25 protein-coding genes and 1 pseudogene are annotated in these 24004 nt (G+C 73.8%); 13 read left to right on the top strand and 13 right to left on the bottom strand.

The features are described from left to right. Positions 1-254, bottom strand: a pseudogene (locus tag EAO77_RS40640) (hypothetical protein); the annotation flags it as partial. 202 nt (positions 255-456) lie between these two features. Here EAO77_RS40640 and EAO77_RS32425 point away from each other — a divergent pair. Both EAO77_RS32425 and EAO77_RS32420 read left to right on the top strand, forming a co-directional pair. Next, on the top strand, positions 457-1353 hold the full coding sequence (locus EAO77_RS32425) for a DeoR/GlpR family DNA-binding transcription regulator (protein ID WP_147991907.1): 897 nt from the start codon (positions 457-459) through the stop codon (positions 1351-1353). Positions 1354-1357: 4 nt separating this feature from the next. Next, positions 1358-1804, top strand: coding sequence for an SRPBCC family protein (locus EAO77_RS32420; RefSeq protein ID WP_147991906.1), 447 nt, complete (start codon positions 1358-1360; stop codon positions 1802-1804). A gap of 3 nt (positions 1805-1807) precedes the next feature. Here EAO77_RS32420 and EAO77_RS32415 read toward each other — a convergent pair whose 3' ends face one another. Beyond that, the gene (locus tag EAO77_RS32415) at positions 1808-2992 is read right to left on the bottom strand and encodes a PLP-dependent cysteine synthase family protein (RefSeq protein WP_261994240.1); all 1185 of its coding nucleotides are present in this window, start codon (positions 2990-2992) and stop codon (positions 1808-1810) included. 195 nt (positions 2993-3187) lie between these two features. On the opposite strand from EAO77_RS32415, the gene EAO77_RS32410 reads away from it, so the two are divergent. Beyond that, positions 3188-3511 carry a hypothetical protein gene (locus tag EAO77_RS32410; RefSeq protein WP_147991905.1) on the top strand — a complete coding sequence of 108 codons (324 nt, stop codon included), beginning with the start codon at positions 3188-3190 and terminating at the stop codon, positions 3509-3511. 182 nt (positions 3512-3693) lie between these two features. Next, positions 3694-4212 (top strand): ATP-binding protein, encoded by a 519-nt coding sequence (locus EAO77_RS32405; protein WP_147991904.1) that lies wholly within the window; start codon positions 3694-3696, stop codon positions 4210-4212. Positions 4213-4286: 74 nt separating this feature from the next. On the opposite strand, the gene EAO77_RS32400 is transcribed toward EAO77_RS32405, so the two are convergent. After that, positions 4287-4565, bottom strand: a complete 279-nt coding sequence (locus EAO77_RS32400; protein ID WP_147991903.1) for an SHOCT domain-containing protein — start codon at positions 4563-4565, stop codon at positions 4287-4289. Positions 4566-4714: 149 nt separating this feature from the next. On the opposite strand from EAO77_RS32400, the gene EAO77_RS32395 reads away from it, so the two are divergent. Beyond that, positions 4715-5308 (top strand): TetR/AcrR family transcriptional regulator, encoded by a 594-nt coding sequence (locus EAO77_RS32395; protein ID WP_187283515.1) that lies wholly within the window; start codon positions 4715-4717, stop codon positions 5306-5308. A gap of 5 nt (positions 5309-5313) precedes the next feature. Beyond that, positions 5314-5925 carry a DUF4865 family protein gene (locus EAO77_RS32390; RefSeq protein WP_147992058.1) on the top strand — a complete coding sequence of 204 codons (612 nt, stop codon included), beginning with the start codon at positions 5314-5316 and terminating at the stop codon, positions 5923-5925. A 22-nt stretch (positions 5926-5947) separates the two neighbouring features. Here the strand turns inward: EAO77_RS32390 and EAO77_RS32385 are convergent, their stop codons facing one another. Together EAO77_RS32385 and EAO77_RS32380 are read right to left on the bottom strand one after the other, a co-directional pair. Then, a complete protein-coding gene (locus tag EAO77_RS32385) occupies positions 5948-6796 on the bottom strand; it encodes a YhjD/YihY/BrkB family envelope integrity protein (RefSeq protein WP_147991901.1) in 849 nt (282 codons plus the stop codon). 124 nt (positions 6797-6920) lie between these two features. After that, a complete protein-coding gene (locus EAO77_RS32380; protein ID WP_147991900.1) occupies positions 6921-8135 on the bottom strand; it encodes an ROK family protein in 1215 nt (404 codons plus the stop codon). A gap of 77 nt (positions 8136-8212) precedes the next feature. Between EAO77_RS32380 and EAO77_RS32375 the strand changes: the two genes are divergently transcribed. Both EAO77_RS32375 and EAO77_RS32370 read left to right on the top strand, forming a co-directional pair. Further along, positions 8213-9496, top strand: coding sequence for an MFS transporter (locus tag EAO77_RS32375; protein WP_147991899.1), 1284 nt, complete (start codon positions 8213-8215; stop codon positions 9494-9496). A gap of 159 nt (positions 9497-9655) precedes the next feature. Beyond that, positions 9656-10006 carry an SCO4225 family membrane protein gene (locus EAO77_RS32370; RefSeq protein ID WP_147991898.1) on the top strand — a complete coding sequence of 117 codons (351 nt, stop codon included), beginning with the start codon at positions 9656-9658 and terminating at the stop codon, positions 10004-10006. A 53-nt stretch (positions 10007-10059) separates the two neighbouring features. Here EAO77_RS32370 and EAO77_RS32365 read toward each other — a convergent pair whose 3' ends face one another. Next, entirely contained in the window at positions 10060-10476 is a 417-nt protein-coding gene (locus EAO77_RS32365; protein WP_147991897.1) for a MarR family winged helix-turn-helix transcriptional regulator, read from the bottom strand. 87 nt (positions 10477-10563) lie between these two features. On the opposite strand from EAO77_RS32365, the gene EAO77_RS32360 reads away from it, so the two are divergent. Further along, complete coding sequence (locus tag EAO77_RS32360; protein ID WP_147991896.1) at positions 10564-12129, top strand: MFS transporter; 1566 nt, start codon at positions 10564-10566, stop codon at positions 12127-12129. Between the two features lie 131 nt (positions 12130-12260). Here EAO77_RS32360 and EAO77_RS32355 read toward each other — a convergent pair whose 3' ends face one another. From EAO77_RS32355 to EAO77_RS32340, 3 genes are all read right to left on the bottom strand, one after another. After that, the gene (locus EAO77_RS32355) at positions 12261-12926 is read right to left on the bottom strand and encodes a response regulator transcription factor (protein WP_147991895.1); all 666 of its coding nucleotides are present in this window, start codon (positions 12924-12926) and stop codon (positions 12261-12263) included. After that, positions 12923-14155, bottom strand: coding sequence for a sensor histidine kinase (locus tag EAO77_RS32350; protein ID WP_147991894.1), 1233 nt, complete (start codon positions 14153-14155; stop codon positions 12923-12925). The genes EAO77_RS32355 and EAO77_RS32350 overlap by 4 nt, the downstream gene beginning before the upstream one ends. 453 nt (positions 14156-14608) lie before the next feature. Continuing rightward, positions 14609-15904 (bottom strand): geranylgeranyl reductase family protein, encoded by a 1296-nt coding sequence (locus EAO77_RS32340; RefSeq protein ID WP_147991893.1) that lies wholly within the window; start codon positions 15902-15904, stop codon positions 14609-14611. A 110-nt stretch (positions 15905-16014) separates the two neighbouring features. On the opposite strand from EAO77_RS32340, the gene EAO77_RS32335 reads away from it, so the two are divergent. After that, complete coding sequence (locus EAO77_RS32335; protein ID WP_147991892.1) at positions 16015-17379, top strand: dipeptidase; 1365 nt, start codon at positions 16015-16017, stop codon at positions 17377-17379. 112 nt (positions 17380-17491) lie between these two features. Next, positions 17492-18223 (top strand): MBL fold metallo-hydrolase, encoded by a 732-nt coding sequence (locus tag EAO77_RS32330; RefSeq protein WP_147991891.1) that lies wholly within the window; start codon positions 17492-17494, stop codon positions 18221-18223. 43 nt (positions 18224-18266) lie between these two features. On the opposite strand, the gene EAO77_RS32325 is transcribed toward EAO77_RS32330, so the two are convergent. After that, positions 18267-19301: an NUDIX hydrolase gene (locus EAO77_RS32325; RefSeq protein WP_147991890.1), complete on the bottom strand. Its 1035-nt coding sequence runs from the start codon at positions 19299-19301 to the stop codon at positions 18267-18269. A 166-nt stretch (positions 19302-19467) separates the two neighbouring features. Between EAO77_RS32325 and EAO77_RS32320 the strand changes: the two genes are divergently transcribed. Further along, a complete protein-coding gene (locus tag EAO77_RS32320; RefSeq protein WP_147991889.1) occupies positions 19468-19647 on the top strand; it encodes a hypothetical protein in 180 nt (59 codons plus the stop codon). A gap of 55 nt (positions 19648-19702) precedes the next feature. On the opposite strand, the gene EAO77_RS32315 is transcribed toward EAO77_RS32320, so the two are convergent. Continuing rightward, positions 19703-20653, bottom strand: a complete 951-nt coding sequence (locus EAO77_RS32315; protein ID WP_147991888.1) for an ROK family protein — start codon at positions 20651-20653, stop codon at positions 19703-19705. Positions 20654-20879: 226 nt separating this feature from the next. Between EAO77_RS32315 and EAO77_RS32310 the strand changes: the two genes are divergently transcribed. Further along, entirely contained in the window at positions 20880-21860 is a 981-nt protein-coding gene (locus EAO77_RS32310; protein WP_147992057.1) for a LacI family DNA-binding transcriptional regulator, read from the top strand. Positions 21861-22097: 237 nt separating this feature from the next. Here the strand turns inward: EAO77_RS32310 and EAO77_RS32305 are convergent, their stop codons facing one another. Continuing rightward, on the bottom strand, positions 22098-23387 hold the full coding sequence (locus EAO77_RS32305; RefSeq protein ID WP_147991887.1) for a DUF6986 family protein: 1290 nt from the start codon (positions 23385-23387) through the stop codon (positions 22098-22100). Positions 23388-23557: 170 nt separating this feature from the next. Then, positions 23558-24004: electron transfer flavoprotein subunit alpha/FixB family protein (locus tag EAO77_RS32300; protein WP_147991461.1), on the bottom strand; the 447-nt coding region annotated here is incomplete at its 5' end.

Here is a 24004-nt window from a genome sequence, read left to right as displayed (position 1 = left end):
GCCCGCGCGCCGTTGCCCGAGGTGAGGTTGGACCAGCAGTAGGCCTCGGGCACGGGCCGGTCGGTGTACCGCTCGGGCTGCTGCTCGGCCTCGGCGTCGTCGGTGCGGCGGTACACCGCCGCCTTCGTGTCGCCCGTTATCCGTACCGTGCGCGGGTCGCCGAGCATCTCCTCGGGGGTGGCTCCGCCGACGCCGTGGACGAGCAGTTCCAGGGCGGGGCCTTCGCCGTACGGTGCCTGGTGGGCAGGGGACACGGGCGCGGCTCGCTTTCCGTTCGGCTGCGGGATTCGGTGCGGCGTTGCGTCCCCCAGAATCCCGGATCGGGGCCGGGCGCCGCACGGATCTCACCGAATCTCCCCGCCTCGGGGCGGCCGAAGGTTCGTGCGAGGATGGGGCACTTGTCAGCGGACGCGGTGCCACAGGCCACGGTGTCGACACGGAAGGAGCCCGCCGACGGTGACCGACAACCAGAATCTCCTGGCGGAGCAGCGGCGTGCCCTGATCCTCGACGAGGTCCGCAGGCGTGGCGGGGTACGGGTCAACGAGCTCACCCGCCGGCTCGGCGTCTCCGACATGACGGTGCGGCGGGACCTGGACGCGCTGGCGCGCCTCGGCGTGGTGGAGAAGGTGCACGGCGGGGCGGTGCCCCTCGTCGAGGCGAGCACCCATGAGCCGGGGTTCGAGGCGAAGTCGGCGCTGGAGCTGACCGCGAAGGAGGACATCGCGCGGGCGGCGGCACGCTTCGCGGTCCCCGGCAGCGCGATCGCCCTGTCGGGCGGCACCACGACGTACGCACTGGCCCACCATCTGCTGGAGGTGCCCGACCTGACGGTGGTCACCAACTCGCTGCGGGTCGCGGACGTGTTCCACGCGGCGCAGCACCCGGGTGCGGCCGGTCCGCGGCCGGGCGCGGCCACCGTCGTGCTGACGGGCGGGGTGCGCACCCCGTCGGACGCCCTGGTCGGCCCGGTGGCCGATCAGGCGATCCGTGCGCTCCACTTCGACGTGCTCTTCATCGGCGTGCACGGGATCTCGGTGGAGGCCGGCCTGTCGACGCCCAATCTGGCGGAGGCCGAGACCAACCGGCGCCTCGTGCGGGCGGCGCGGCGGGTCGTGGTCGTCGCCGACCACACCAAGTGGGGCACGGTGGGACTGAGTTCGTTCGCCCGGCTGTCCGACGTGGACACCCTGGTCACGGACGCGGGCCTGTCCGCGGCCGCGCGCGCGGAGGCCGCCGAGCAGCTGCCTTCGCTGGTCGTGGCCGGGGAGCGGCCCGCGGACGGGGAGCCCGCCGGCGCACAGCCCCCGGGCGCGGACGGCGCGTCCGGCACCGACGCGGCCGCGGACGGCTGAGCCGGTGGCCGTCTTCCGGATCGGGCGTACGACGGAGCTGGCAGCCGCCGAGTGCTGGCGCCGTGTGACCGACTGGCCGGCGCACTCCGCCGGGGTGCCCCTGACCTCCGTGTCGGTGACGACGCCGGGACCTGTGGGCGTGGGCACGGTGTTCGTCGCGCGGACGGCTGCGGGGCCGGCGGCCTTCGACGATCCGATGGAGATCGTTCGCTGGGAGCCGCCCGCCCCGGGCCGGGCCGGGGCGTGCAGGCTGGAGAAGCGCGGCCGGACGGTGACGGGCTGGGCCGAGATCGAGGTGCGTGCGGTGGGCACGGGCTCGGTGGTGCTGTGGGTGGAGGACCTGCGGGTGCGCGGGCTGCCCCGCGCCCTGGACCCGCTGCTGGCGCACGCGGGCCGGCTGGTGTTCGGCCGTACCCTCGACGGGCTGCTCGCCGGCCGCGCGGGGCAATAGCCGTCAGCAGGGCCACTCGCCGGTGTCGAGGAACGTCTCGATCGCGGTGACGTACGGACGGATCTCCAGCCCCTGCCCGGCGAGCCAGGCGTCCGAGTAGTACTTGTCCAGGTAGCGGTCGCCCGGATCGCAGATGAGGGTGACGACGCTGCCCCGCTCCCCCCTGCCGAGCATCTCGGCCACGATCTTCAGCGCGCTCCACAGCCCGGTGCCGGTCGAGCCGCCCGCGCGGCGCCCGATGGCCTTCTCCAGGGCCCGCACCGCGGCGACGCTGGCGGCGTCGGGGACCTTCATCATCCGGTCGATGGCACCGGGCACGAAGCTCGGCTCCATCCGGGGCCGTCCGATGCCCTCGATGCGGGAGCCGCAGTCGCTGCTGGCCTTCGGGTCGCCGTGGGTCCAGCCGTCGAAGAAACAGGAGTTCTCCGGGTCGGGGACGCAGATCCGGGTGTCGTACTGCATGTAGTGCACGTAGCGCGCGATGGTCGCCGACGTGCCGCCGGTGCCGGCCGTCGCCACGATCCACGCGGGCTCCGGGTACCGCTCCAGGCGCATCTGCTGGTAGACGGATTCGGCGATGTTGTTGTTGCCGCGCCAGTCGGTGGCCCGTTCCGCGTAGGTGAACTGGTCCATGTAGTGGCCGCCGGTGCGGTCGGCCAGGAGCGCGGACTCCTCGTACATGGTGCGCGGGTCGTCGACGAAGTGGCACTGCCCGCCGTGGAATTCGATCAGCCGGATCTTCTCGGGGCTGGTGGTGCGAGGCATGACGGCGACGAAGGGGACGCCGATCAGCTTGGCGAAGTACGCCTCGGAGACGGCGGTGGAGCCGCTGGACGCCTCGATGACGGGCTTGCCCGGCCGGATCCACCCGTTGCACAGGCCGTACAGGAACAGGGAGCGCGCGAGGCGGTGCTTGAGGCTGCCCGTCGGGTGGGTGGACTCGTCCTTGAGGTAGAGGTCGATGCCCCAGTCGTCGGGGAGGGGGAAGCGCAGCAGATGGGTGTCGGCGGAGCGGTTGGCGTCCGCCTGCACCTTGCGGACGGCTTCTTTCAGCCAGCTGCGGTACCGCGCGTCGGTGCGGTCGACGTCCACGGTGGCGGCGGGACGCCCGCGAACCGCCTCCTGCACCCGTTCTGCGGACGCGTGGTGCGGTCCGGGTGCGGTCACCGGATTCTCACTCGTGCTCATCTGTGCCGTTCCTTGCCTGTGCCACCAGGAGTCCCGTCCGGTCCCCACCGTCAACAGTAAGCCCCTCACCTGGGCAAACGTTCGCTTTGGGGATCCATAGGCGGGGCTTGTGGCCGATGTGCGCCAGGCATACTGGTGCTCGGGGGTCGGTGTGTGCAGACTTCCACCAGGAATCACTGCAAGGGGGCGGAGACCATGTCGACCGCGGAGCCTGACTTCAGTGCCACGGGCGTACGCATCGAGCGCTGGCCGCGTTCGCTGACGCGGGCCGGACAGGTGCGGATCAAGGACGGCCGGCTGGCGCTGATGACCAGTTACGGCCGGATCATCGACAGCGCGCCGGTGCGCGCGGTCACGGCCGGCAGGCCGTGGTTCGCCGGTGACGACAGCACGGTGGCGACGGTCAACGGCCGCCGCTACCGCCTCACGATGGGCCAGCGCGGTCGCAGGCCGGACGCGAAGCTGCTGGCCGGACGCTTCCTCGACGCGGTGCGCGGGGCGGGCGGCGACAAGGACTGAGGGCGGGCGCGGAAGCGCCCGCGGGTTGCGGCCCCCGCGGCCGTGGTTCACGCTGGTTCCACATCACTCAGGGTTCACCGGCGGTCACGCTGAGATCCAGCCCCGCCGGTATGTTCAGCAGGCGGCCGACTGCTGGATCTCTTGTCTCGTCTTCTTCCGGACTATTTCGGGGAGTCGCAGCCGTGATCAGCCAGCCCAGCAGGCACTGCACGGTGGAGCTCCAGGCCCTGCCGTCGCGGATCGGTCAGGTCCGCAGAATCATTTCTGCGCAACTGCGCTACTGGCATCTCGATCCACTGATCGACCATGCCGCGCTCGGTGTCACCGAGTTGCTGACCAATGTCCACCGGCACGCGTCGCCGGACAAGAGGTGCACCGTGGACGTCGAGCTGCTGCTCGACCGCCTCACGGTCTCCGTCCAGGACCACGACCCGCGCCTTCCGACCGTCTTCGACGCGGATTCGTCCTCGACCCATGGGCGCGGTCTCGCCCTGATCGCCGCCGTCAGCGAGAGCTGGGGCGTGCGGCCGCGGGGAGAGGCGGGAAAGGTCGTCTGGTTCACCCTGCCGGCCGATCCGCCGGTGGTGTCCCTGTCCGCCTACCCCGCGGTGTACGGGGCGACCACGACCGGGCCGCTGTCGAAGCTGCCCGCGGTGGTCATCGAGCGACCATCGACCGCCAGGTCGGCCGTGGCCGGCTGACCCGGCGGACCAGGGGCGGCGGGCCGGACACGTTCCGGCCCGCCGCCCCCGCCCGCGCGGCCCCGGACGGACCGTCATGGGGCGTCCCCGGTGCGGCCGAACTGTTCGCCGAGGACCGAGAGCCGGCGCCAGTACTCCTCCTCGTCGATCTCGCCCGCGGCGAACCGGCGGCCGAGCAGGGCGATCGGCGAACTCCCGGGGACGGCGGGACGTACGCCCCGCCACGGCGGCCGCCCGCCCCGCAGGACGCCGGCGCGACGCAGCAGGGTGAAGGCGCCGAGGACGACGGCGGCCCACACCACGGGGAAGAACAGGACCCACGGACCGGGCCCGTCGTAGGCGAGTGTGTTCATGGCGGTTCAGCTCCTCGGTCGTTTCCCGGTGTCGTCTCGACCCTCCTCCGCGGACGGCCGCGCGTCGTCGTACGCCCGGCGTCACCTCCCGTACCACCCCGGCAGTACGCGCCGCTCCGGGGCGATCCGGGATTTCTGTACCTACTGGTATGTACAGTGTCGGCATGAGCACTCCGGAACGCCTGATCTCCGCCACGCGCGACCTGCTGTGGGAGCGGGGTTACGTGGGCACGAGCCCCAGGGCCATCCAGCAGCTGGCCGGCGCGGGCCAGGGCAGCATGTACCACCACTTCCGCGGGAAGCCCGAGCTCGCGCTCGCCGCGATCCGCCGCACCGCGGACGAGATGCGCGGCACGGCCGGCAGGGTGCTCGACGGACCGGGCACGGCCTACGAGCGCATCGCGGCGTATCTGCTGCGCGAACGGGACGTCATGAAGGGCTGTCCGGTCGGCCGGCTGACCATGGATCCCGAGGTGATGGCCGACGGGACCCTGCGCGCACCGGTGGACGAGACACTGGGGTGGCTGCGCGACAGGCTCACGGAGATCGTCCGCGAGGGCACCGCCGGGGGCGGACTGCGGCCGGGCCTCGACCCGTCCGGGACCGCGGCGGCCGTCGTGGCGACCGTCCAGGGCGGCTACGTCATCGCCCGGGCCACCGGATCGCCGGCGGCCTTCGACGCCGCCGTGGGCGGCCTGCTGGCACTCCTCGCACCCGACGACGACCGCGCCCCGGAGGCATGAGACCCGTGCACGCCATGCAGTACGAGATCACGCTTCCCGCCGACTACGACATGGAGATCATCCGGCGGCGGGTGGCCACCCGCGGACATCTCCTCGACGGCTTCCCGGGCCTCGGCCTCAAGGCGTACCTGACGCGGGAGCGGGACGACGGCTCCCCGGTGAACCAGTACGCGCCGCTCTATCTGTGGAACGCCCCGGAGGGCATGAACGCCTTCCTGTGGGGCCCGGGCTTCCAGGGCATCGTGGACGACTTCGGCCGCCCCGAGGTGCAGCACTGGACGGGGCTGGCCTACGCAGACGGGCCGTCCGCGGCCGCCCCCGCGCACACCGCCGTGCGGCGCAGGACCCCCGTCCCCGCACAGGTGCCCCCCGCGGACGCGGTGGCCGGGGCGGTGGCGGAGACCGAACGGCTCGCGGGGCTCGACGGGGTCGTGTGCGCGGCCCTCGCCGTCGATCCGCGTCACTGGGAGCTGCTGCAGCTCACCCTCTGGGAACGCGGCGCCCCCGCCGGCACGTTCCGGGACGACGGCCTCCCCGGCGCCGAGGCCGAGCGCTACCGGGTCCTGCACCTCTCGGCGCCGGAGCGGGCCGCCCTGCGGCGCGGCCGGCACTGGTGAGGGAGCGTCCCGGGGCGGGGCGTCAGAGGGCGTGCTCCGACAGGGCGCGCTCCAGGCGCCGGCGGGTGCGCATCTCGTGGACGATCCGGCCGGCGATCCCGCCGCCGTAGACCACCACGCCCACGCCGACGAGCCACGACTGGACGACGAGCACCGTCCCGAAGGGCCCGTAGGTCACCGCGTTGGAGGCGATCAGCGGCGAGAAGACCAGCTGGGAGAAGACCCGCAGACCGAGCATGGCGAGCGCGGTGAGCACCGCCCCCGGCAGCAGCGCCCGCCAGCGCACCCGGCCGCCGAGGAGCAGCCGTTGGGAGACCCAGAAGAACAGGAACGTACCGCCCAGGTCGGCGACGGCGGCGGCCGCCGACGCCACGACCGATCCCGGCTCGGGGGTGTTGACGAACACCATCAGGAAGAGGATCAGCAGGGCCAGCCACACCACATGGCGCCACATGGTGTGCCAGCGCGCTGTGGGAAGGTCCCACACCTTCTCGTAGCCCGTCTGCACGGCGGACCCGAAGGTCAGCCCGAACACGGCCAGGGCGGCCAGACCGAACGCCGTGGTGCGCTGGAGTGCCTGGCCGGGCATGCCGAACAGTTCCTCGACCTCCTGCTGGGACTCCTCGGAGACGCCGAGGGCCTGCACGAGCCAGCGCGCGAAGCCCTCGGCGCTGACCGGGTCGGAGGCCGCGACGACGACGAGCAGCGGGACGAGGGTGAGGAAGCCGAGCGCGGCGAAGCCCATCGCCCGGTGCATCAGCTCCATCTCCCGGCCCCGGTTCCACGCGAGTCCGGCCGGTGACTCGGCCACCCTGCGGTGCAGCTCCTCGAACCGGTGCGTGCGCTGCGGGCCGGACGGTGTCTCGGTCATACGCCTCGACTACCCGGTGCGGGCCCCGCGTTCCGCCGCCGCTGGGCCGGACGGGTGGCCCGCCCGGGAGCACGGGGCCGCGCGCCCCCGCGCGCCGGCCGGCGGGCGAGCGTTCGGCGCGGTGTCAGGCGAGGGCGGCCAGGGGGTCGTCGAGGACCGGCTGCCAGGCCAGCTCGGCAGCGCCCACCAGGCTGTTGTGGTCGAGCGTGCACGGCAGGATCGGCACTCCCCCGCTGCGCCCCCACAGACTGCGGTCGGCGACGACCGCCCGCAGCCGTTCCGGGTCCGCCACCAGCAGCTCGCGGTGGAGGCCGCCGAGGATGATGCGGTCCGGGTTGAGGATGTTCACCAGCCCCGCGAGCCCGAGGCCGAGGCGGTCGATCAGCTGTTCGGCGGCGGTGCGCACACCGGGGTCGGCGTACTCCGCGCGCAGCATGTCCCGGGCCTGCTGGAGCAGGGACACCTCGGGGCCCGGGTCCCGCCCGGCGGCCATGAGGAAGGCGAGCGGGTCGGCCTCGACGTCGAGACAGCCGCGGCTGCCGCAGTGGCAGGGGCGGCCCTCGGGGCTGACGGTGAGGTGGCCGACCTCCAGCGCCAGTCCCGAACTGCCGCTGTGCAGCCGCCCGTCGAGCACGAGCGCGCCGCCGACTCCACGGTGCCCGGTGGCGACGCACAGCAGGTGCTGCGCCCCGCGGCCGGCCCCGTGGCGGTGCTCGGCGAGGGCGGCGAGGTTGACGTCGTTGCCGGTGAAGGCGGGACCGGTGATGCCCGCGGCGGCGACCTGCTCGGCGAAGATCTCGCGCACGGGGGCGCCGGCCGGCCAGGCGAGGTGCAGGGGGTTGAGGGCCGTGCCCTCCGGTTCGGCCACGGCCGACGGGACGGCCAGCCCCGCGCCCACGCAGCGCCGCCCGCTCGCGCGGAGCAGTTCGGCACCGGCGGTGACGACCTCGCCGAGGACCTGCGCCGGGTCGGCCTGGACGGTGGTGCAGCCGGGGGCGGTGGCGACGGTACGGCCGCCGAGTCCGACGAGGGAGGCCCGGAAGCCGTCCGCGTGCACCTGCGCGGCGAGGACGACGGGGCCGCGCTCGTCGACCGCGAGCCGGTGGGAGGGCCGGCCCTGGGAGCCGGCGGCGGCTCCCGGCCGCGAGTCGACGCGGATGAGTCCGAGTGCTTCCAGTTCGGCGGCGACGGCACCGGCCGTGGCACGGGTGACGCCCAGCTCGGCGGTGAGCACGGCGCGTGTGGGAGCGCGGCCCGTGTGAACCAGTTCCAGGGCGGGGCCGAGCGCGCTGCGGCCTCTCTCCAGTCTCGTCCGGGTGGTCGTCGCCTTGCCGTTCATGAAGGCGAGTCTCCCATGATCCGTCAGGCCCCTCCGCCGTCTTGTACCGGAAGGGCTCCTGCCCCTATCCTGACTTTGTGCCGCTTCTAAACAAACTACGGACGGCCGTTCCGGGGGGTCCCGGCGGAAACACCGCTCCCGCCTCCCTGTCCCGCGTCCGCATCGCCCTCACCGTCTTCTTCGCCCTCGACGGCTTCCTCTTCGCCGGCTGGGTCGTCCGCATCCCCGCGATCAAGCAGCAGACCGGCGCCTCGGCGAGCGACCTCGGTCTCGCGCTGCTCGGCGTCTCCGCCGGCGCCGTCGTCACCATGACCCTCACCGGCAGGCTGTGCCGCCGCTACGGCAGCCCGGCCGTGACGGTGTGCAGCGCCGTCCTGCTCTCGCTGAGCATGGCCCTGCCCCCGCTGACCCACTCGGCTCTCGCGCTCGGCCTGGTGCTGCTGGTCTTCGGAGCGGCCTACGGCGGGATCAACGTGGCCATGAACAGCGCCGCGGTCGACCTGGTGGCCGCGCTGCGGCGGCCCGTGATGCCGGGGTTCCACGCGGCGTTCAGCCTCGGCGGCATGGTCGGCGCGGGTCTCGGCGGACTCGTGGCCGGCGGACTGTCGCCCACCGTCCACCTGCTGGCGCTCACCGTCGCCGGCCTCGCCGTCACGGCCCTCGCGGCCCCCGCCCTGCTGGCCCACCGGACGCCCGTCCCCGAAGCCGGCCCCCGGAGCCCCGCACCGGCACGGCTCACCGGCCGCACCCGCAGGCTGGTGGTGCTCTTCGGCGTGATCGCGCTGTGCACCGCGTACGGGGAGGGGGCGATGGCCGACTGGAGCGCACTGCACCTGGAGCAGGACCTGCACGCGCACCCCGGCGTCGCCGCCGCCGGCTACTCGCTGTTCGCGCTGGCGATGACCGCCGGCAGGCTCAGCGGCACGCTGCTGCTGGAGCGGCTGGGCCAGACCCGCACCCTCGTCCTGGGCGGTGCCACCGCCGCGGTGGGCATGCTGGTCGGCGCACTGGCGCCCACGGTGTGGGCGGCGCTGGCCGGGTTCGCCGTCGCGGGGCTCGGGCTGGCCAACATCTTCCCGGTGGCCGTCGGGCGGGCGGGCGCGCTCGCCGGGCCCGCGGGCGTGGCGGCGGCGTCCACGCTCGGGTACGGCGGGATGCTGCTCGGTCCGCCCGCGATCGGGTTCCTCGCCGACTGGTTCTCCCTGCCGGCCGCGCTGACGACGGTCGCGCTGCTGGCCGGCGGCGCGGCGGCGATCGCGTACGCGGCACGGCACGCCTCCGCCCCGGGCGCCGAGGTCAACCGCCACGAACCGGTCCCCGGCGACGCGGAGCACACCCGGACCGCGGCCCGCCAGGGCTGAGCCGGGCCCGGCGGCACCGGGCACGGGGCACGGGCACGGCCCCGGGGCACGGGCACGGGCACGGGCACGGGCACGGGGCGCGGGCCTGAGTAGCCGTACTCAGGCGCGTGCACCCGAACGGGCGCACCATGGAGTCCACCACGACCAGGGGAGACGGCCATGCACGCCCGACTGACCGCGATGGCGCGACTGACCTTCGGCAACCTCGCGTCCCGGATCTATCTGGGGCTCGTCGCCGCGGCCGCCGCCTTCGTCGCGGTCGACACCGCGTTCGTCCACCACGACGACGCGTCGATGGCCGGCATCTGGCTGTTCCTGCTGGCCGCGCCGTCGATCTTCGGTCTGATGGCCCTCGGGACGGTGTTCGGCGAGGGTGTCGCGGAGTCGGCGGCGTTCCTCTACCCGGCCCTGGTGGCGGCGGTGCTGATCCAGGCGTGCGCGCTGGGCCTGTTCGTCCGGCTGCTCGGCGACGCCGGCCGGCCGCACACCGCACACCCCCACGGCGCCTGACCCCGAGGAGGGCACCCCTTTCCCCGCGGCGGCTGCGCCCCGCGCCTGCTGCGTCAGCCGGACCGTGGCGCTCCGGGCAGCATCCGTGAGAGCACGTCGCGCTGAACGGGCTTGGCCTCGGCATGGCGGGCCAGCCCCGCCTCGGTGAGCCGTACCTGCACGCCGCGGCGGTCCTCGGGACACATGCCGCGGGCGACCAGGCCGTCCTTCTCCAGGCGGGCGATCAGCCGGGAGAGAGCACTCTGGCTGAGGTGCACCCGGCCGGCGAGCTCCTGCACCCGACAGGCCGACTCCCCCGGCTCGCCCTCCCCGGGGCGCATCTCGGCGAGGACGTCCAGGACCTCGAAGTCGCTGGCCCCCAGCCCGAGTCGGTTGAGAGCGCGGTCGAGCTCGCACATCGTGCGGGCGTGCAGCGCGAGCACGTCGCGCCACTCCTCGACGAGCACCCGCTCGGACTTCGTCACCGCCATGACCGCACGTTAGCAGAGAAGCCCACTTTTGTTGCACAAGAATTAAATGCACTTGCAGTCAATGCATGTGCATGTACTGTCCTCCGCATGACCACTCCGCTCAACACCCCCGCGTCACAGGACCGTTGGAGTCCGCGGCTGTGGGGCACCCTGTTCGTGCTCTGCGCCGCGATGTTCCTCGACGCGCTCGACGTCTCGATGGTCGGTGTCGCGCTGCCCTCGATCGCCACCGACCTCGGACTGTCCACCTCGACCCTGCAGTGGATCGTCAGCGGCTACATCCTCGGCTACGGCGGGCTCCTGCTCCTCGGCGGGCGGGCAGCCGACCTCCTGGGCCGCCGCCAGGTCTTCCTCGTCGCACTCGGCGTCTTCGCCCTGGCCTCCCTGCTCGGCGGACTCGTCGACTCCGGCCCGCTGCTGATCGCCAGCCGCTTCGTGAAGGGCCTCAGCGCCGCCTTCACCGCGCCGGCCGGCCTGTCGATCATCACCACGACCTTCAAGGAGGGCCCGCAGCGCAACCGCGCGCTGGCCATCTACACCACCTGCGCGGCCACCGGCTTCTCGATGGGCCTGGTGCTCTCCGGCCTGCTGACCGAGGTGAGCTGGCGGCTCACCATGCTGCTGCCCGCCCCGATCGCACTGGTGGCCCTCGCCGCGGGTCTCCGCCTCATCCCGCGCAGCAGCCGCGAGGACTCCGGCAAGGGATACGACCTGCCCGGCGCCGTCACCGGCACCGCCTCCATGCTGCTGCTCGTCTTCACCGTCGTCCAGGCGCCGGAGGAGGGGTGGGCGTCGGCACGCACGCTGCTGAGCTTCCTCGCCACGGCCGCGCTGCTCGCCGCGTTCGTCACCATCGAGCGGCGCAGCCACCACCCGCTGATCCGGCTCGGCGTGCTGCGCTCGCGCAGCCAGATCACCGCCAACCTGGGCGCGGCCTTCTTCTTCGGCTCCTACGTCGGTTTCCAGTTCGTCGTCACGCAGTACATGCAGTCGCTCCTCGGCTGGTCCGCGCTGCACACCGCGCTCGCCTTCCTGCCGGCCGGGGCGCTGGTGGCCCTCTCGGCGACGAAGATCGGCTCGGTGGTGGACCGCTTCGGGACGCCGCGCGTCATCGTCACCGGCTTCACCCTGCTGGTGATCAGTTACGCGCTCTTCCTGCGCGTGGACCTCACCCCGACGTACGCGGCCGTGATCCTGCCGTCGATGCTGCTGCTCGGTGCGGCCTGCGCCCTGGTCTTCCCGTCGCTCAACATCCAGGCCACCAACGGTGTGGAGGACCACGAGCAGGGCATGGTCTCCGGCCTGCTCAACACCTCGATCCAGGTCGGCGGCGCCCTCTTCCTCGCCGTCGTCACCGCCGTGATCACCGCAGGTGAGCCGGGCCGCACGCCGCAGGCGGTGCTGGACAGCTACCGGCCCGGTCTGGCCGTCGTCGCCGTGATCGCGCTGGTCGGACTGCTGATCACCCTGACCGGGCTGCGGGGGCGCCCCGCGCGCACATCGCTCGTGGTCGCCTCGTCGAACGCCGCCGCGGCCGTCCCGGGCACGCCCTCGCCCGCCTCCGCCGCGGCCCCTGCCACGGTCACGGCCCCGGTCACGGTCACGGCACCGGCCAGGGAAGGGGCGGACGGTCCGGTGCCGGCGCGCGACTGACCTCCCGGGTCGGGCACGCGCCACCGTGCTCCCCGCCGGACCGGCCAGGGGGAACGCGGCCGGCGGGGCGATGACCCGCCGGCCGCGGCCGGTCGCCCCGGTGCGCGGGCCCGCCCGCGCACCGGGCCTCCTCAGCCGATCCAGCCCGGCCGCACCAGGCCCGACTCATAGGCGAGCACCACCAGTTGGGCGCGGTCACGGGCGCGGAGCTTCACCATCGTCCGGCTCACATGCGTCTTCGCGGTGAGCGGGCTGACCACCAGGCGGCGGGCGATCTCCTCGTTCGACAGGCCCATGCCGACGAGCGCCATGACCTCCCGCTCGCGTTCGGTCAGCCCGGCCAGCGCCGCCGTGCCGGCCGGGGCCCTGGAACGGGCGGCGAACTCCGCGATCAGCCGCCGCGTCACTCCGGGCGACAGCAGGGCGTCGCCGTCCGTCACCGCCCGCACGGCGCGCAGCAGTTCCCCGGGTTCGGTGTCCTTCACCAGGAAGCCTGAGGCGCCCGAGCGGATCGCCTCGAAGACGTACTCGTCCAGCTCGAAGGTGGTGAGCATGACCACCTTCACCGCGGACAGCCGCCCGTCGCCGGTGATCCGGCGGGTCGCCGCGAGTCCGTCGAGCACCGGCATCCGGATGTCCATCAGCACCACGTCGGGACGGAGTTCGCCGACCAGACGCACCGCCTCCTCGCCGTCCGGCGCCTCCCCGGCGACCTCGATGTCCCGCTGAGCGTCGAGCAGTGCCCTGAAACCGGCCCTCACCAGGGCCTGGTCGTCCGCCAGCACCACCCGGATCATGTCTCCTCCTCGCCCCGCAGGGGCAGTTCGGCCCGGACGCGGAACCCGCCGTCGGGCCGTGTGCCCGCCTCGACGCTGCCGCCGAGCGCGGCGGCCCGCTCCCGCATCCCGGCGAGCCCGTTGCCGCTGCCGCCGGCGTCCGTCCCGGTGGCGGGTCCCTCGTCGTCGACGCGCAGCACGAGCCGGCCGGGCAGGTGCGTGATCTCAACCCGCGCCGTCCGGGAGCCGGAATGGCGCACCACGTTCGTGAGGGCTTCCTGGACGATGCGGAACGCGGCCAGGTCGGTCCCCGGCGGCAGGGCGGGGACCTCGCCCGTCCGGCCGATCCCGACGGACAGGCCGGCCGCCGCGGCCTGCTCGACCAGTTCGGGCAGCCGGTCGAGCCCGGGCGCGGGCGCCCTGGGCGCCTCCCCGGGGGACCGCAGCCGGTCCAGCACCTGACGCACTTCCCCGAGGGCCTCCTTGCTCGCCGACCTGATGGTCGTCAGCGCGGCCCGGGCCTGTTCGGGGTCGTCGTCGAGGAGCGTGAGGCCGACGCCCGCCTGCACGTTGATCACGGCGATGGAGTGGGCAAGGACGTCGTGCAGTTCCCTGGCGATCCGCAGCCGCTCCTCGTCGGCCCGGCGGCGCTCCGCGGCTTCCCGTTCCTCGCGTTCCCGGGCCCGGATCTCCCGCCGGACGCGGGCCAGCTCGGAGGCGGCCAGCACGGCCGCCACCCAGGCCGTCACCACGATCTCCTGGCCCCACGGCGCGGCCCGGTCCCCCGCCGGCGGCAGCCAGCGGAAGAGCCAGTGCGCGACGAGCAGATGCCCTGCCCACAGCAGACCGACCGCCCACCAGGCGGCACGGCGGCGGCCGGCGACCACCGCAGCGAAGCAGGCGACGGTCACGGTCAGGAACACCGGTCCGTACGGGTAGCCGGCCGACAGGTACACCAGCGCGATGCCGCACACACCGAAGACCACGGGAACGGGGTACCGGTTGCGCAGCAGCAGCAGCGCCGGGCCCGCCAGCAGCAGGACACGGGCGAGGACGTCGAGCGGCTCGCGGGTGGCCTGCTGCCCCTCGGCGGCGAAGCCGCTGCCGACCGTCACGACGACGGCCAGCAGGACGGTCGACACCCAGGGGATCCGCCGGGGGTCACGCCACTCCTCCCACTGCCGCAGCAGCCGTGGCACGCCCCGTGACCGGGGAGAACCACCACCCGCGGGACCCCGCTCCAGTTCCATACCGGCCACGCTAGACCGGCGTGCGCCCGGTGCGCGTCACCCCGCCGGGGCGGTCGGGCGTACTCCCGGGGAAGTACGCGGGGCGAGGGGCCGGGAGCAGAACGACGGGTCGGCCTCGGCCGGGGGGCGGCGCTGCTGCTGCTGCGCAACCGGTACCCCGTTCCCGTGGTCTTCGGTGTGTGCGGCATCGCGCTGGTGTACCTGTCGGCCGGCTACCCGTACGGACCGGTGTTCCTGACCGTGACCGTCGCCTGCTTCGCTCCGGTCACCGGACACCGTCTTCTGGCTTCCCCCTTCCGGGTTCCTCGTTTCGAGGCGCGCCGCCCCCGAGCCCGGCGCGCCTCGAAACGAGGAACCCGGAAGGGGGAAGCCAGAAGACGGTGTCCGGTGACCGGCCCCCGGGGCACGCGCCCCCCGGGCACGCGCACCCGGGGCCGCGCCCGGCCGGAGGCCTCAGGAGGCCCGCTTGTCCAGGACGTCGAGCGCCCGGCGCGCCAGGGGGTGCGTCCGCACCATCCCGGCGAGGGTCGTCGAGCCGCGGGTGATGTCCGCGAAGACGTTCCATGCGGGACGGAACCCGGTGAGGACCGCGTGCAGCAGTCCCGGCCGCCGTTCGAAGACCGCGAGCATCCGCCGGCCGACGGCCATCTCGACACCGAGCCCCGCCTTGATGGCGAAGGCGTAGTTGAGCGCCTGCCTGCGGGCGTCCACCGCGTCGTGCGATTCGGCGACCCGTACGGCCCACTCCCCCGCGAGCCGGCCCGAGCGCAGGGCGAAGGAGATGCCCTCCCTCGTCCACGGCTCCAGCAGACCGGCAGCGTCGCCGCAGACCAGGACCCGGCCGCGGGAGAGCGGCGAGTCGTCGCTGCGGCAGCGGGTCAGATGACCGGAGGAGACGGCCGGTTCGAAGCCGGCGAGGCCCAGGCGGGCGATGAAGTCCTCCAGGTACCGCTTGGTGGCGGCGCCTTCTCCGCGTGCGGAGATGACGCCGACGGTCAGGGTCCGGCCCTTGGGGAAGACCCAGCCGTAGCTGCCGGGCATCGGCCCCCAGTCGATCAGCACCCGCCCCGCCCAGTCCTCGGCGACGGTCTCCGGCACGGGGATCTCCGCCTCCAGGCCGAGGTCGACCTGGTCGAGCTTCACGCCGACGTGGGCGCCTATCCGGCTGGCGCTGCCGTCGGCACCGACCACCGCACGGGCGAGGACGGTCTCCTCCGTCCCCTCGCCGGACGATCCGGTGGGGGACAGCACGACGGCGACCGTCCGGCGGTCGGGGACCGCGGGACCGTGCTGCTCGACACGGGAGACCGTGACGCCGGTGCGCACCACCGCGCCGGCCTTCTCCGCGTGCTCGACGAGCTGGGCGTCGAACTCGGGCCGGTTGATCAGCCCGAACAGCATCCGCCGGGACCGGCGGGTGCGCGCCATCCGGCCGCCGAGCGTGAACGTCACGGCGTGGACCCTGTCCTGCAGCGGCAGTTCGAAGCCCGGGGGGAGGCTGTCGCGGGACGGGCCGATGATTCCGCCGCCGCACGTCTTGTACCGGGGCAGCCCGGACTTCTCCAGGAGCAGCACCCTGCGGCCGCTCACCGCCGCCGCATACGCAGCCGACGCTCCGGCGGGTCCTGCGCCGACCACGACGACGTCCCACACCGCTTCGTCGCCAAGCTCATCTGCCGCCTCTGCTCCGGTGGCATCGTTCTCGCTGCTCACGATGTACTTCTGCTCCCGATCCGACCTGTGGCCCATGCTCTCGAACGCATCCTACGGCGCGGGCCCCTCCCACCCGCTGTGGGAGGATCGGCCGCACATTCGCTGTACACACAACGCACAACGTCGCACCCACAAGGAGCGTGCCCATGACCGCCCATCCGATCGCCGAGACCGTCGCCTCACTCATGCCCCGCGCGAAGGCGGAGCTGGCGGAGCTGGTGGCCTTCCAGTCGGTGGCGGACGAGGCGGTGGCCCCGCGCAGCGAGTGCGAGGCGGCAGCCGAATGGGTGGCCGGGGCGCTGCGCGCGGAGGGCTTCGACGACGTCGCCCTGCTGGACACCCCGGACGGCTCCCAGTCGGTGTACGGCATACTTCCCGGCCCGGCCGGCGCACCGACGGTGCTGCTGTACGCGCACTACGACGTGCAGCCCAAGCTGAACGAGGCGGCCTGGCTGAGCCCGCCGTTCGAGCTGACGGAGCGCGACGGCCGCTGGTACGGGCGGGGCGCGGCCGACTGCAAGGGCGGCTTCGTGATGCATCTGCTCGCGCTGCGCGCGCTCAAGGCGAACGGCGGGGTCCCGGTCACGGTCAAGGTGATCGTGGAGGGCTCGGAGGAGCAGGGCACGGGCGGGCTGGAGCGGTACGCGGAGGCGCATCCGGAGCTGCTGACGGCCGACGCGATCGTCATCGGCGACACCGGCAACTTCCGGGTGGGCCTGCCCACGGTGACGGCGACGCTGCGCGGCATGACCATGATCCGGGTGCAGATCGACACCCTGGAGGGCAATCTGCACTCCGGCCAGTTCGGTGGCGCCGCTCCCGACGCGCTGGCCGCGCTGATCCGCGTCCTGGACTCGCTGCGGGCCGAGGACGGCTCGACGGTGATCGACGGACTTCCGGCGTCGGCCGAGTGGGACGGACTCCAGTACCCGGAGGAGGAGTTCCGCAGGGACGCCCGGGTGCTGTCCGGTGTCGAGCTGCCCGGCGGCGGCACGGTCGCGGACCGCATCTGGGCGCGCCCCGCGGTCACCGTGATCGGGATCGACTGCCACCCCGTGGCGGGTGCCACGCCGTCCATCCCGGCGACGGCGCGGGCCCAGATCAGCCTGCGGGTGCCGCCGGGCCAGGACGCGGCGGAGGCCACCGAGCTGCTGTTCGCGCACATCCGGAAGCACACGCCGTGGAACGCCCGGGTCTCGCTGGAGCAGGTGGGTCAGGGTCAGCCGTTCAAGGCGGACGTGACGAGCCCGGCGTACACGTCGATGGCCGCCGCGATGCGGGTGGCGTATCCGGGCGAGGAGATGCAGTCGTCCGGCATGGGCGGCTCGATCCCGCTGTGCAACACGCTGGCCGCGCTCTACCCGCAGGCGGAGATCCTGCTGATCGGCCTGAGCGAGCCGGAGGCGCAGATCCACGCGGTCAACGAGAGCGTCTCCCCCGAGGAGCTGGAGCGGCTGTCGGTCGCCGAGGCGCTGTTCCTCGCCGACTACGCCGCGTCGAAGCGGGCCTGACCGGGCGCGGCGGTCACGGCGCTGCACGCCCCCGCCCGGTTCAGCGCTCGGCGAAGATCGCCGACGGCGTACCACCGGGCGGGCGGCGGGGGCGGTTGCGCAGCGTCGCGGCATGGACTTCATCCGTGTGCTGCCGCAGCTGTACATGTTCCGCTTCTCCGTCGGCCAGGCGTACCTGTGGCGTGACGGGGACGATCTGACGCTGGTGGCGCCGGTCACCGTGACGCCGCGCCGGTCATGCAGGACGCGATGCGGGGCGCCGGTCTGGATCCGCCGGATCGTGCTGACGCACTGCCACCGCGATCATGTGGGCGCGGCCGGTGAACTGGCCGCGCGGCACGGGGCGCAGGCGCTGGCGCACCGGCTGGACGCGCCGGTGGTGCGGGGCGAGGCGCCGGTGCCCCAGCCCGTGCTGCTGGACTGGGAGATTCCGCTGTACGAGCACGGGCTGACGGTTCCACCCGCCCCGCCGACCCGGGTGGACCGGGAGCTGGAGGACGGTGACCTGCTGAACTTCGGCGACGGTGCCCGCGTGGTCCACTCCCCCGGTCACACCGACGGGTCGATCGCCGTCCATCTGCCGCACCACGGTGTGCTGTTCACGGGTGACCTGGTGGCCGGGGCGGGCCGGGTGACGCCGGGCGTGTTCGACGTGGACCGCGCCGCCCTCCTGGTGTCGATGCGCCGGCTCGCCTCGCTCGCGCCGACGACGGTGTGCTTCGGGCACGGCGATCCCGTCACCGGGGACGTGGCACGGCTGCTGCCGGAGGCCGCGGGCGAGGAGACCGCGACGGGCGAGGCCACGTCGGCCGCAGCGCCTGCCGGCGGGGACACCGGCCGGTAGTCCCCGGGGACGTGGGGCGGCGGCCCCGCACGGCGGGGACGGGTCAGCCGACGGGTACGCCGGACTCCAGGTTGAGGACCGTGCCGCGTTCCCTGGCGCGCAGGGCCCAGCGCAGGCGCTCGTAGCGGTTGGGGGGCAGCATCGCGGCGGCCTCCTGTTCGGTGACGAACCGCCAGCTCCGCAGTTCCGGGCCGGGCAGTCGCACGGTGCGGGCCCGCGCGGCGGGGAGCGGCCCGCCGTCGAAGAGCAGGCGCAGCCCGCCGAAGGCCGGCGGACGGGCGGGTTCCCAGTCGACGACGAGCAGCCGGGGCACCTCGTGCAGTCGGATGCCCAGTTCCTCGGCGACCTCGCGCATCCCGGCGCGCGCGGGCGCCTCGCCGCGCTCGACCACGCCGCCGGGGAATTCCCAGCCCGGTTTGTAGGTCGGGTCGACGAGCAGCACCCGGCCCTCCTCGTCGAAGAGGAGGACCCCGGCGGCGACGGTCTCGGCGGTCGGCGCCGGGGTCTGCACGATCTCGCAGGCGGGCGCGTCGCCGCTGCTGACCGCCGCCGCGACCAGCCGGGCGGTCTCCCCGGCGTCCATGTGGCCGGTGTCGACGACATGGGCGTCGGCGGTCAGCCACGGCAGCGCCGCGAGGTAGGACTCGATGTGGTCGTACGACCACTGCCGTACGCGGAGTTCGCCGTCCGGTGTCCCCGGGACCTCGCGTCCGGCGATACGGGCACGCAAAATCGTTTCAGCAGGCGCCAGCAGCACATGCCGCACGGCTATGCGGCGGGCGGCCAGACCGCCGAAGATCTCGTCGCGGTACTCCTGGCGCAGCAGGGTCATGGGCACCACGAGCACCCCGCCCAGCTCGGCCAGCAGGGCGGCCGCCGTGTCCACCACCAGCCGGCGCCATATCGGCAGGTCCTGATAGTCCGTCACCTCGTCCAGCCGCTTGCGGGGCAGCAGGGACGGCAGGGCGTCACCGACGAGTTCGGGGTCGAACAACGTGCTGTTCGGGATCAGATCGATCAGTTCGCGCGCGGTGCTGGTCTTGCCCGCTCCGAATGAACCGTTGATCCAGACGATCACGGGTCCCCCTCTTCCGTAGCCCACTGTGGATTGCCCGCAACACCCTGCCACGGAAACCAGCGGTGCGAACCGGTTGGCCGATCAGCCGCTCAACTGTGGCCGGGCCGTTGCCCGTGACACCTCGGGTGGCGGGTCGTTGGAGCGGGAGAGACAAGGGGGTACGGAGATGCGCCGTACGGTGTTGGAGAAGTTTCCCGCGGGAGACCCGCGGGGCAGCCGGCACGCCGAGCAGTACGCCCGGCACCGCAGGGACGAGGGCCTCGCCGCGGAGGTGGTGATGGACCTGGAGTCCGACGCCTTCCTGGTGGTCGTGCCCCAGCAGCAGCAGACGGGCCGGCACTGGTGAAGGGCGCGGCGGGCGGGCGCGGCCCCTCCGCCACGAGGCCGCCCGCGCGGGCGGCTCAGGCCGTTGCGCGCTCCGGGCGGCGGGCCAGGAGCGCGGCCGCGGCGGCGCCCACGAGGCCGGCGTCGGTGCCCATGCGCGCGGGCGCGACGCTCAGACGGCGGACGAACGACAGCGTCGCGTAGTCCCGCAGGGACCGGCGCAGCGGGTCGAAGAGCACCTCGCCGGCGCCCGCGACCCCGCCGCCGATGACGGCGATGTCGAGGTCGGCGAGGGTGGCCGTGGCGGCGATGCCCGCCGCGAGCGCCTGCGCGGCGCGCTCGAAGGACGCGATCGCCACCGGGTCGCCCGCGCGGGCCGACGCCGCGACGGCGGCGGCGGTGGCATCGCCGTCGGGCCCCGGGGTCCAGCCCCGCTCCAGCGCCCGGCGGGCGATGTTCGGACCGCTGGCAATGCGTTCGACGCAGCCGCGGGCGCCGCAGGGGCAGAGGTCGCCGTCGAGGTCGACGCTGATGTGACCGATGTGGCCGGCGTTGCCGGTCGGCCCGGTGTGCAGGCGTCCGTCGAGCACCAGGCCGCCGCCGACGCCGGTGGACACCACCATGCACAGCGCGTTGCGGAAGCCGCGTGCCGCGCCGCGCCAGTGCTCGGCCGCGGTGATGGCGACGCCGTCGCCGACCAGGTCGACGGGCAGGCCGCCGACGGCCTCGGACACCCGCTCGACCAGCGGGAAGCCGCGCCAGCCGGGCACGTTGACCGGACTGACCGTGCCGGCGGCCCGGTCCACGGGGCCCGCACTGCCGATGCCCACGGCGACGACCCCGGACCACAAGGGGGAGGCCGTGAGTTCACCGAGCACCGCGGACACCGCGCCCATCACGGCCTCGGCACCCTCTTTGGCCGGAGTCGGCCGCTGGGCTCGGAGCAGCAGGGCGCCGTCACCGTCCACCAACGCTCCGGCGATCTTGGTGCCGCCGATGTCGAGCGCGGCGACGAGGCTGGTGTGCATCGGTGTGCGATCCCCCGGTGAGATGGTCGGAACTGAGGTTCCCAGCCAGTGTCCATCGGGGATGACAACGTTGTCCAGGCCCTATGCCCGATGCCACACCTTCCCATACCATCGGACGCGTCCCCCGCTCCCCGACAGAAGGCACCTCGTGGCCGAAACGACCCGCCCCCAGCCCGTGACGGGCAGTCCAGGCGGCGCCGAGCCGCGCTACGGAAACCGGCCGACGATGAAGGACGTGGCGGCGCGCGCCGGGGTGGGTCTCAAGACCGTCTCGCGCGTGGTCAACGCCGAACCGGGGGTCACCCCGGACACCGAGCGCCGGGTCCAGGAGGCCATCGAGTCCCTCGGCTTCCGTCGCAACGACAGCGCCCGAGTGCTCAGGAAGGGCCGGACGGCGTCGATCGGGCTGGTGCTGGAGGACCTCGCCGATCCGTTCTACGGTCCCCTGAGCCGCGCGGTCGAGGAGGTGGCCAGGGCGCACGGCGCCCTGCTGATCAACGGTTCGAGCGCGGAGGACCCGAGCCGTGAACAGGAGCTGGTGCTGGCGCTGTGCGCACGGCGGGTGGACGGTCTGATCGTCATCCCCGCCGGCGACGACCACCGCTATCTGGAGCCGGAGATCAAGGCCGGTGTGGCCACCGTGTTCGTGGACCGGCCCGCCGGGCGGATCGACGCGGACGCGGTGCTCTCCGACAGCTTCGGCGGCGCCCGCTCCGGGGTGGCCCACCTGATCGCCCACGGACACCGGCGCATCGCCTTCATCGGCGACCAGCCGCGGATCCACACGGCCGCCGAGCGCCTGCGCGGCTACCGCGCGGCGATGGCGGACGCCGGCCTCGCGATCGACGACTCCTGGGTCTCGCTCGGCTCCACGGCCCCCGAGCGGGTCCGTGACGCGGTGGCGGCGATGCTGGCCGCGCCGGAACCGGTCACCGCGATCCTCGCGGGCAACAACCGGGTGACCGTGACCGTCGTGCGCCACCTCGCGACCTGCGAGCGGCCGGTGGCGCTGGTCGGTTTCGACGACATCGAGCTCGCGGACCTGCTGGGCATCACGGTGATAGCCCAGGACGCGGCGGCCCTCGGCCGCACCGCGGCGGAGCGGCTCTTCCGCCGTCTGGACGGGGTGCACGAGGCGTCACGGCAGGTCACCCTCGACACCTCGCTGATCCCCCGCGGCTCGGGAGAGATCCCGCCCGCCGGCTGACACCGGCGGCCGGACCCACGGCGCGGGCGTCCCCGCGCGGTGGGCCGCCGCACACGTCCCCGCACACGTCCCCGCCCGCGACGCCTGCGGCCCGAGCCGGCGGCCCACGCCTGCCGCGCCCCCGGACCACCGGGACGGACCGCCGGACCACCGGAACGGACGGCCGGGCGGCCGGGACGGGCGACCGGCCGGAATGGGCGACCGGCCGGAACGGGCGACCGGCCGTCCCGGCCCCGGCTACTGGGCGGACGCCGTCAGGTCGCCGCGGCGGGGTGCAGCGAAGGCGTCGAGGTCGGCGCGGGTGAGGCCGGTGAGGCGGGCGACCTCCGCGCTGTCGAGGGCGCCGCAGTCGATGCCGCGCAGCAGGTAGGAGCTGAGCGCCTTGGCGGTGGCGGGCTCGTCCATGACGTCGCCGCCCGTGTGGCCGGCGTAGGCCGCGAGACGCGCGGCGGCCTGCTCGAAACCGCCGCGGTAGAAGGCGAAGACGGCGGCGTAGCGGGTGGGGAGATGCCCCGGGTGCATGTCCCAGCCCTGATAGTAGGCGCGGGCGAGGGCGCGGCGGGTGAGCCCGTAGTGCAGCCGCCAGGCGTCGTGGACCTTGGCGGTGGGGCCGACCGGGAGCACGTTGGTGGAGCCGTCCGAGACGCGTACGCCGGTGCCGGCGGCGGCGACCTGCATGACCGCCTTGGCATGGTCGGCGGCGGGGTGGTCGCTGGCCTGGTGGGCGGCGCTGACGCCGAGGCAGGCGCTGTAGTCGAAGGTGCCGTAGTGCAGTCCGGTCGCCCGGCCCCCGGCGGCGTCGATCATGCGCGCGACGGTGGCGGTCCCGTCCGGGCCGAGGATGGACTGGCTGGTCTCGATCTGGATCTCGAAGCCGATCCGGCCGGGCTCCAGTCCGCGCGCCTTCTCGAACTCCTCGACGAGGCGCACCATGGCGCCCACCTGTTCGGTGTAGGTGACCTTCGGCAGGGTGAGCACGAGTCCGTCCGGCAGGCCGCCCGCCTCCATCAGGCCCGTCAGGAAGATGTCGAGGGTGCGGATGCCGCGGTCGCGCACGGCGGCCTCCATGCACTTCATCCGGATGCCCATGTACGGCGCCGCGGTGCCCTCCGCGTACGCCTCGGAGATCAGCCGCGCGGCGCGCGCCGCGTCCGCGTCCTCGTCGCCGCCGGCGTAGCCGTCCTCGAAGTCGACGCGCAGGTCTTCCACCGGCTCGCGCTCCAGCTTGGCCCGCACCCGGGAGTACACGGGCTCGGCCAGCTCGTCCGCAAGGCCGAGGACGCCGGCGAAGGTGCGGGCGTCGGGGGCGTGTTCGTCGAGCGCGGCGAGCGCCCGGTCGCCCCACTCGCGGAGGGTGCCGGCGGCGAAGACCTCGCCGGGGACGTAGACGGTGTGGACGGGCTGGCGCGTGCCGGGATCTCCCGGATAGCGGCGGGCGAGCTCGGCGTCCACCGTCGCGAGGGACGCGCTGATGCCCTCGCTGACCGCGCCTGCGAGGCTCGTCGCCACCTTCTCCTGCTGACCCATTCCCACACCCTCCGCACATCTCGGGGTCCGTGTTTTCCGCTCCACGGAATCAACATTCTGTTGAAAGAAGCTATCGGGCGGCCGTGACCTGCGTCAATGGTGCGTGAGATGCGGCAGGGGCCGCGCGGTGGTGTGTCACCGTGCGGCCCCTGGCGGGTGTGCGGGGGAGGTCAGCCCTTGCGGGTGTTGATCTCCTCGGTCAGCTGGGGGACGACGTCGAACAGGTCGCCGACCACGCCGTAGTCGACCAGGTCGAAGATCGGGGCCTCGGCGTCCTTGTTGATCGCCACGATGGTCTTCGAGGTCTGCATGCCGGCCCGGTGCTGGATCGCGCCGGAGATGCCGGAGGCGATGTACAGCTGCGGGGAGACCGACTTGCCGGTCTGGCCGACCTGGTTGGTGTGCGGGTACCAGCCGGCGTCGACCGCGGCACGCGACGCACCGACCGCGGCACCCAGCGAGTCCGCGAGCGCCTCGATGACCGCGAAGTTCTCCGCACCGTTGACACCCCGGCCACCGGAGACCACGATCGCGGCCTCGGTCAGCTCCGGACGCCCGGTCGACTCCCGCGGCGTGCGCGCCACGACCTTCGTACCGGCCGCCTTCTCGGAGAACGA

It is taken from the genome of Streptomyces sp. T39 (assembly GCF_008042045.1).
Lineage (GTDB): Bacteria > Actinomycetota > Actinomycetes > Streptomycetales > Streptomycetaceae > Streptomyces.
This window is presented reverse-complemented; position numbering and strand designations above follow the sequence as displayed.

Bases quoted from the DNA above. Each gene is read 5' to 3' on its own strand.
- EAO77_RS32415 (WP_261994240.1), bottom strand. From the start codon at position 2,992: ATGAGCACGAGTGAGAATCCGGTGACCGCACCCGGACCGCACCACGCG.
- EAO77_RS32410 (WP_147991905.1), top strand. From the start codon at position 3,188: ATGTCGACCGCGGAGCCTGACTTCAGTGCCACGGGCGTACGCATCGAG.
- EAO77_RS32400 (WP_147991903.1), bottom strand. From the start codon at position 4,565: ATGAACACACTCGCCTACGACGGGCCCGGTCCGTGGGTCCTGTTCTTC.
- EAO77_RS32395 (WP_187283515.1), top strand. From the start codon at position 4,715: ATGTACAGTGTCGGCATGAGCACTCCGGAACGCCTGATCTCCGCCACG.
- EAO77_RS32385 (WP_147991901.1), bottom strand. From the start codon at position 6,796: ATGACCGAGACACCGTCCGGCCCGCAGCGCACGCACCGGTTCGAGGAG.
- EAO77_RS32380 (WP_147991900.1), bottom strand. From the start codon at position 8,135: ATGAACGGCAAGGCGACGACCACCCGGACGAGACTGGAGAGAGGCCGC.
- EAO77_RS32370 (WP_147991898.1), top strand. From the start codon at position 9,656: ATGCACGCCCGACTGACCGCGATGGCGCGACTGACCTTCGGCAACCTC.
- EAO77_RS32365 (WP_147991897.1), bottom strand. From the start codon at position 10,476: ATGGCGGTGACGAAGTCCGAGCGGGTGCTCGTCGAGGAGTGGCGCGAC.
- EAO77_RS32360 (WP_147991896.1), top strand. From the start codon at position 10,564: ATGACCACTCCGCTCAACACCCCCGCGTCACAGGACCGTTGGAGTCCG.
- EAO77_RS32355 (WP_147991895.1), bottom strand. From the start codon at position 12,926: ATGATCCGGGTGGTGCTGGCGGACGACCAGGCCCTGGTGAGGGCCGGT.
- EAO77_RS32350 (WP_147991894.1), bottom strand. From the start codon at position 14,155: ATGGAACTGGAGCGGGGTCCCGCGGGTGGTGGTTCTCCCCGGTCACGG.
- EAO77_RS32340 (WP_147991893.1), bottom strand. From the start codon at position 15,904: ATGGGCCACAGGTCGGATCGGGAGCAGAAGTACATCGTGAGCAGCGAG.
- EAO77_RS32335 (WP_147991892.1), top strand. From the start codon at position 16,015: ATGACCGCCCATCCGATCGCCGAGACCGTCGCCTCACTCATGCCCCGC.
- EAO77_RS32330 (WP_147991891.1), top strand. From the start codon at position 17,492: ATGGACTTCATCCGTGTGCTGCCGCAGCTGTACATGTTCCGCTTCTCC.
- EAO77_RS32320 (WP_147991889.1), top strand. From the start codon at position 19,468: ATGCGCCGTACGGTGTTGGAGAAGTTTCCCGCGGGAGACCCGCGGGGC.
- EAO77_RS32315 (WP_147991888.1), bottom strand. From the start codon at position 20,653: ATGCACACCAGCCTCGTCGCCGCGCTCGACATCGGCGGCACCAAGATC.
- EAO77_RS32310 (WP_147992057.1), top strand. From the start codon at position 20,880: ATGAAGGACGTGGCGGCGCGCGCCGGGGTGGGTCTCAAGACCGTCTCG.
- EAO77_RS32305 (WP_147991887.1), bottom strand. From the start codon at position 23,387: ATGGGTCAGCAGGAGAAGGTGGCGACGAGCCTCGCAGGCGCGGTCAGC.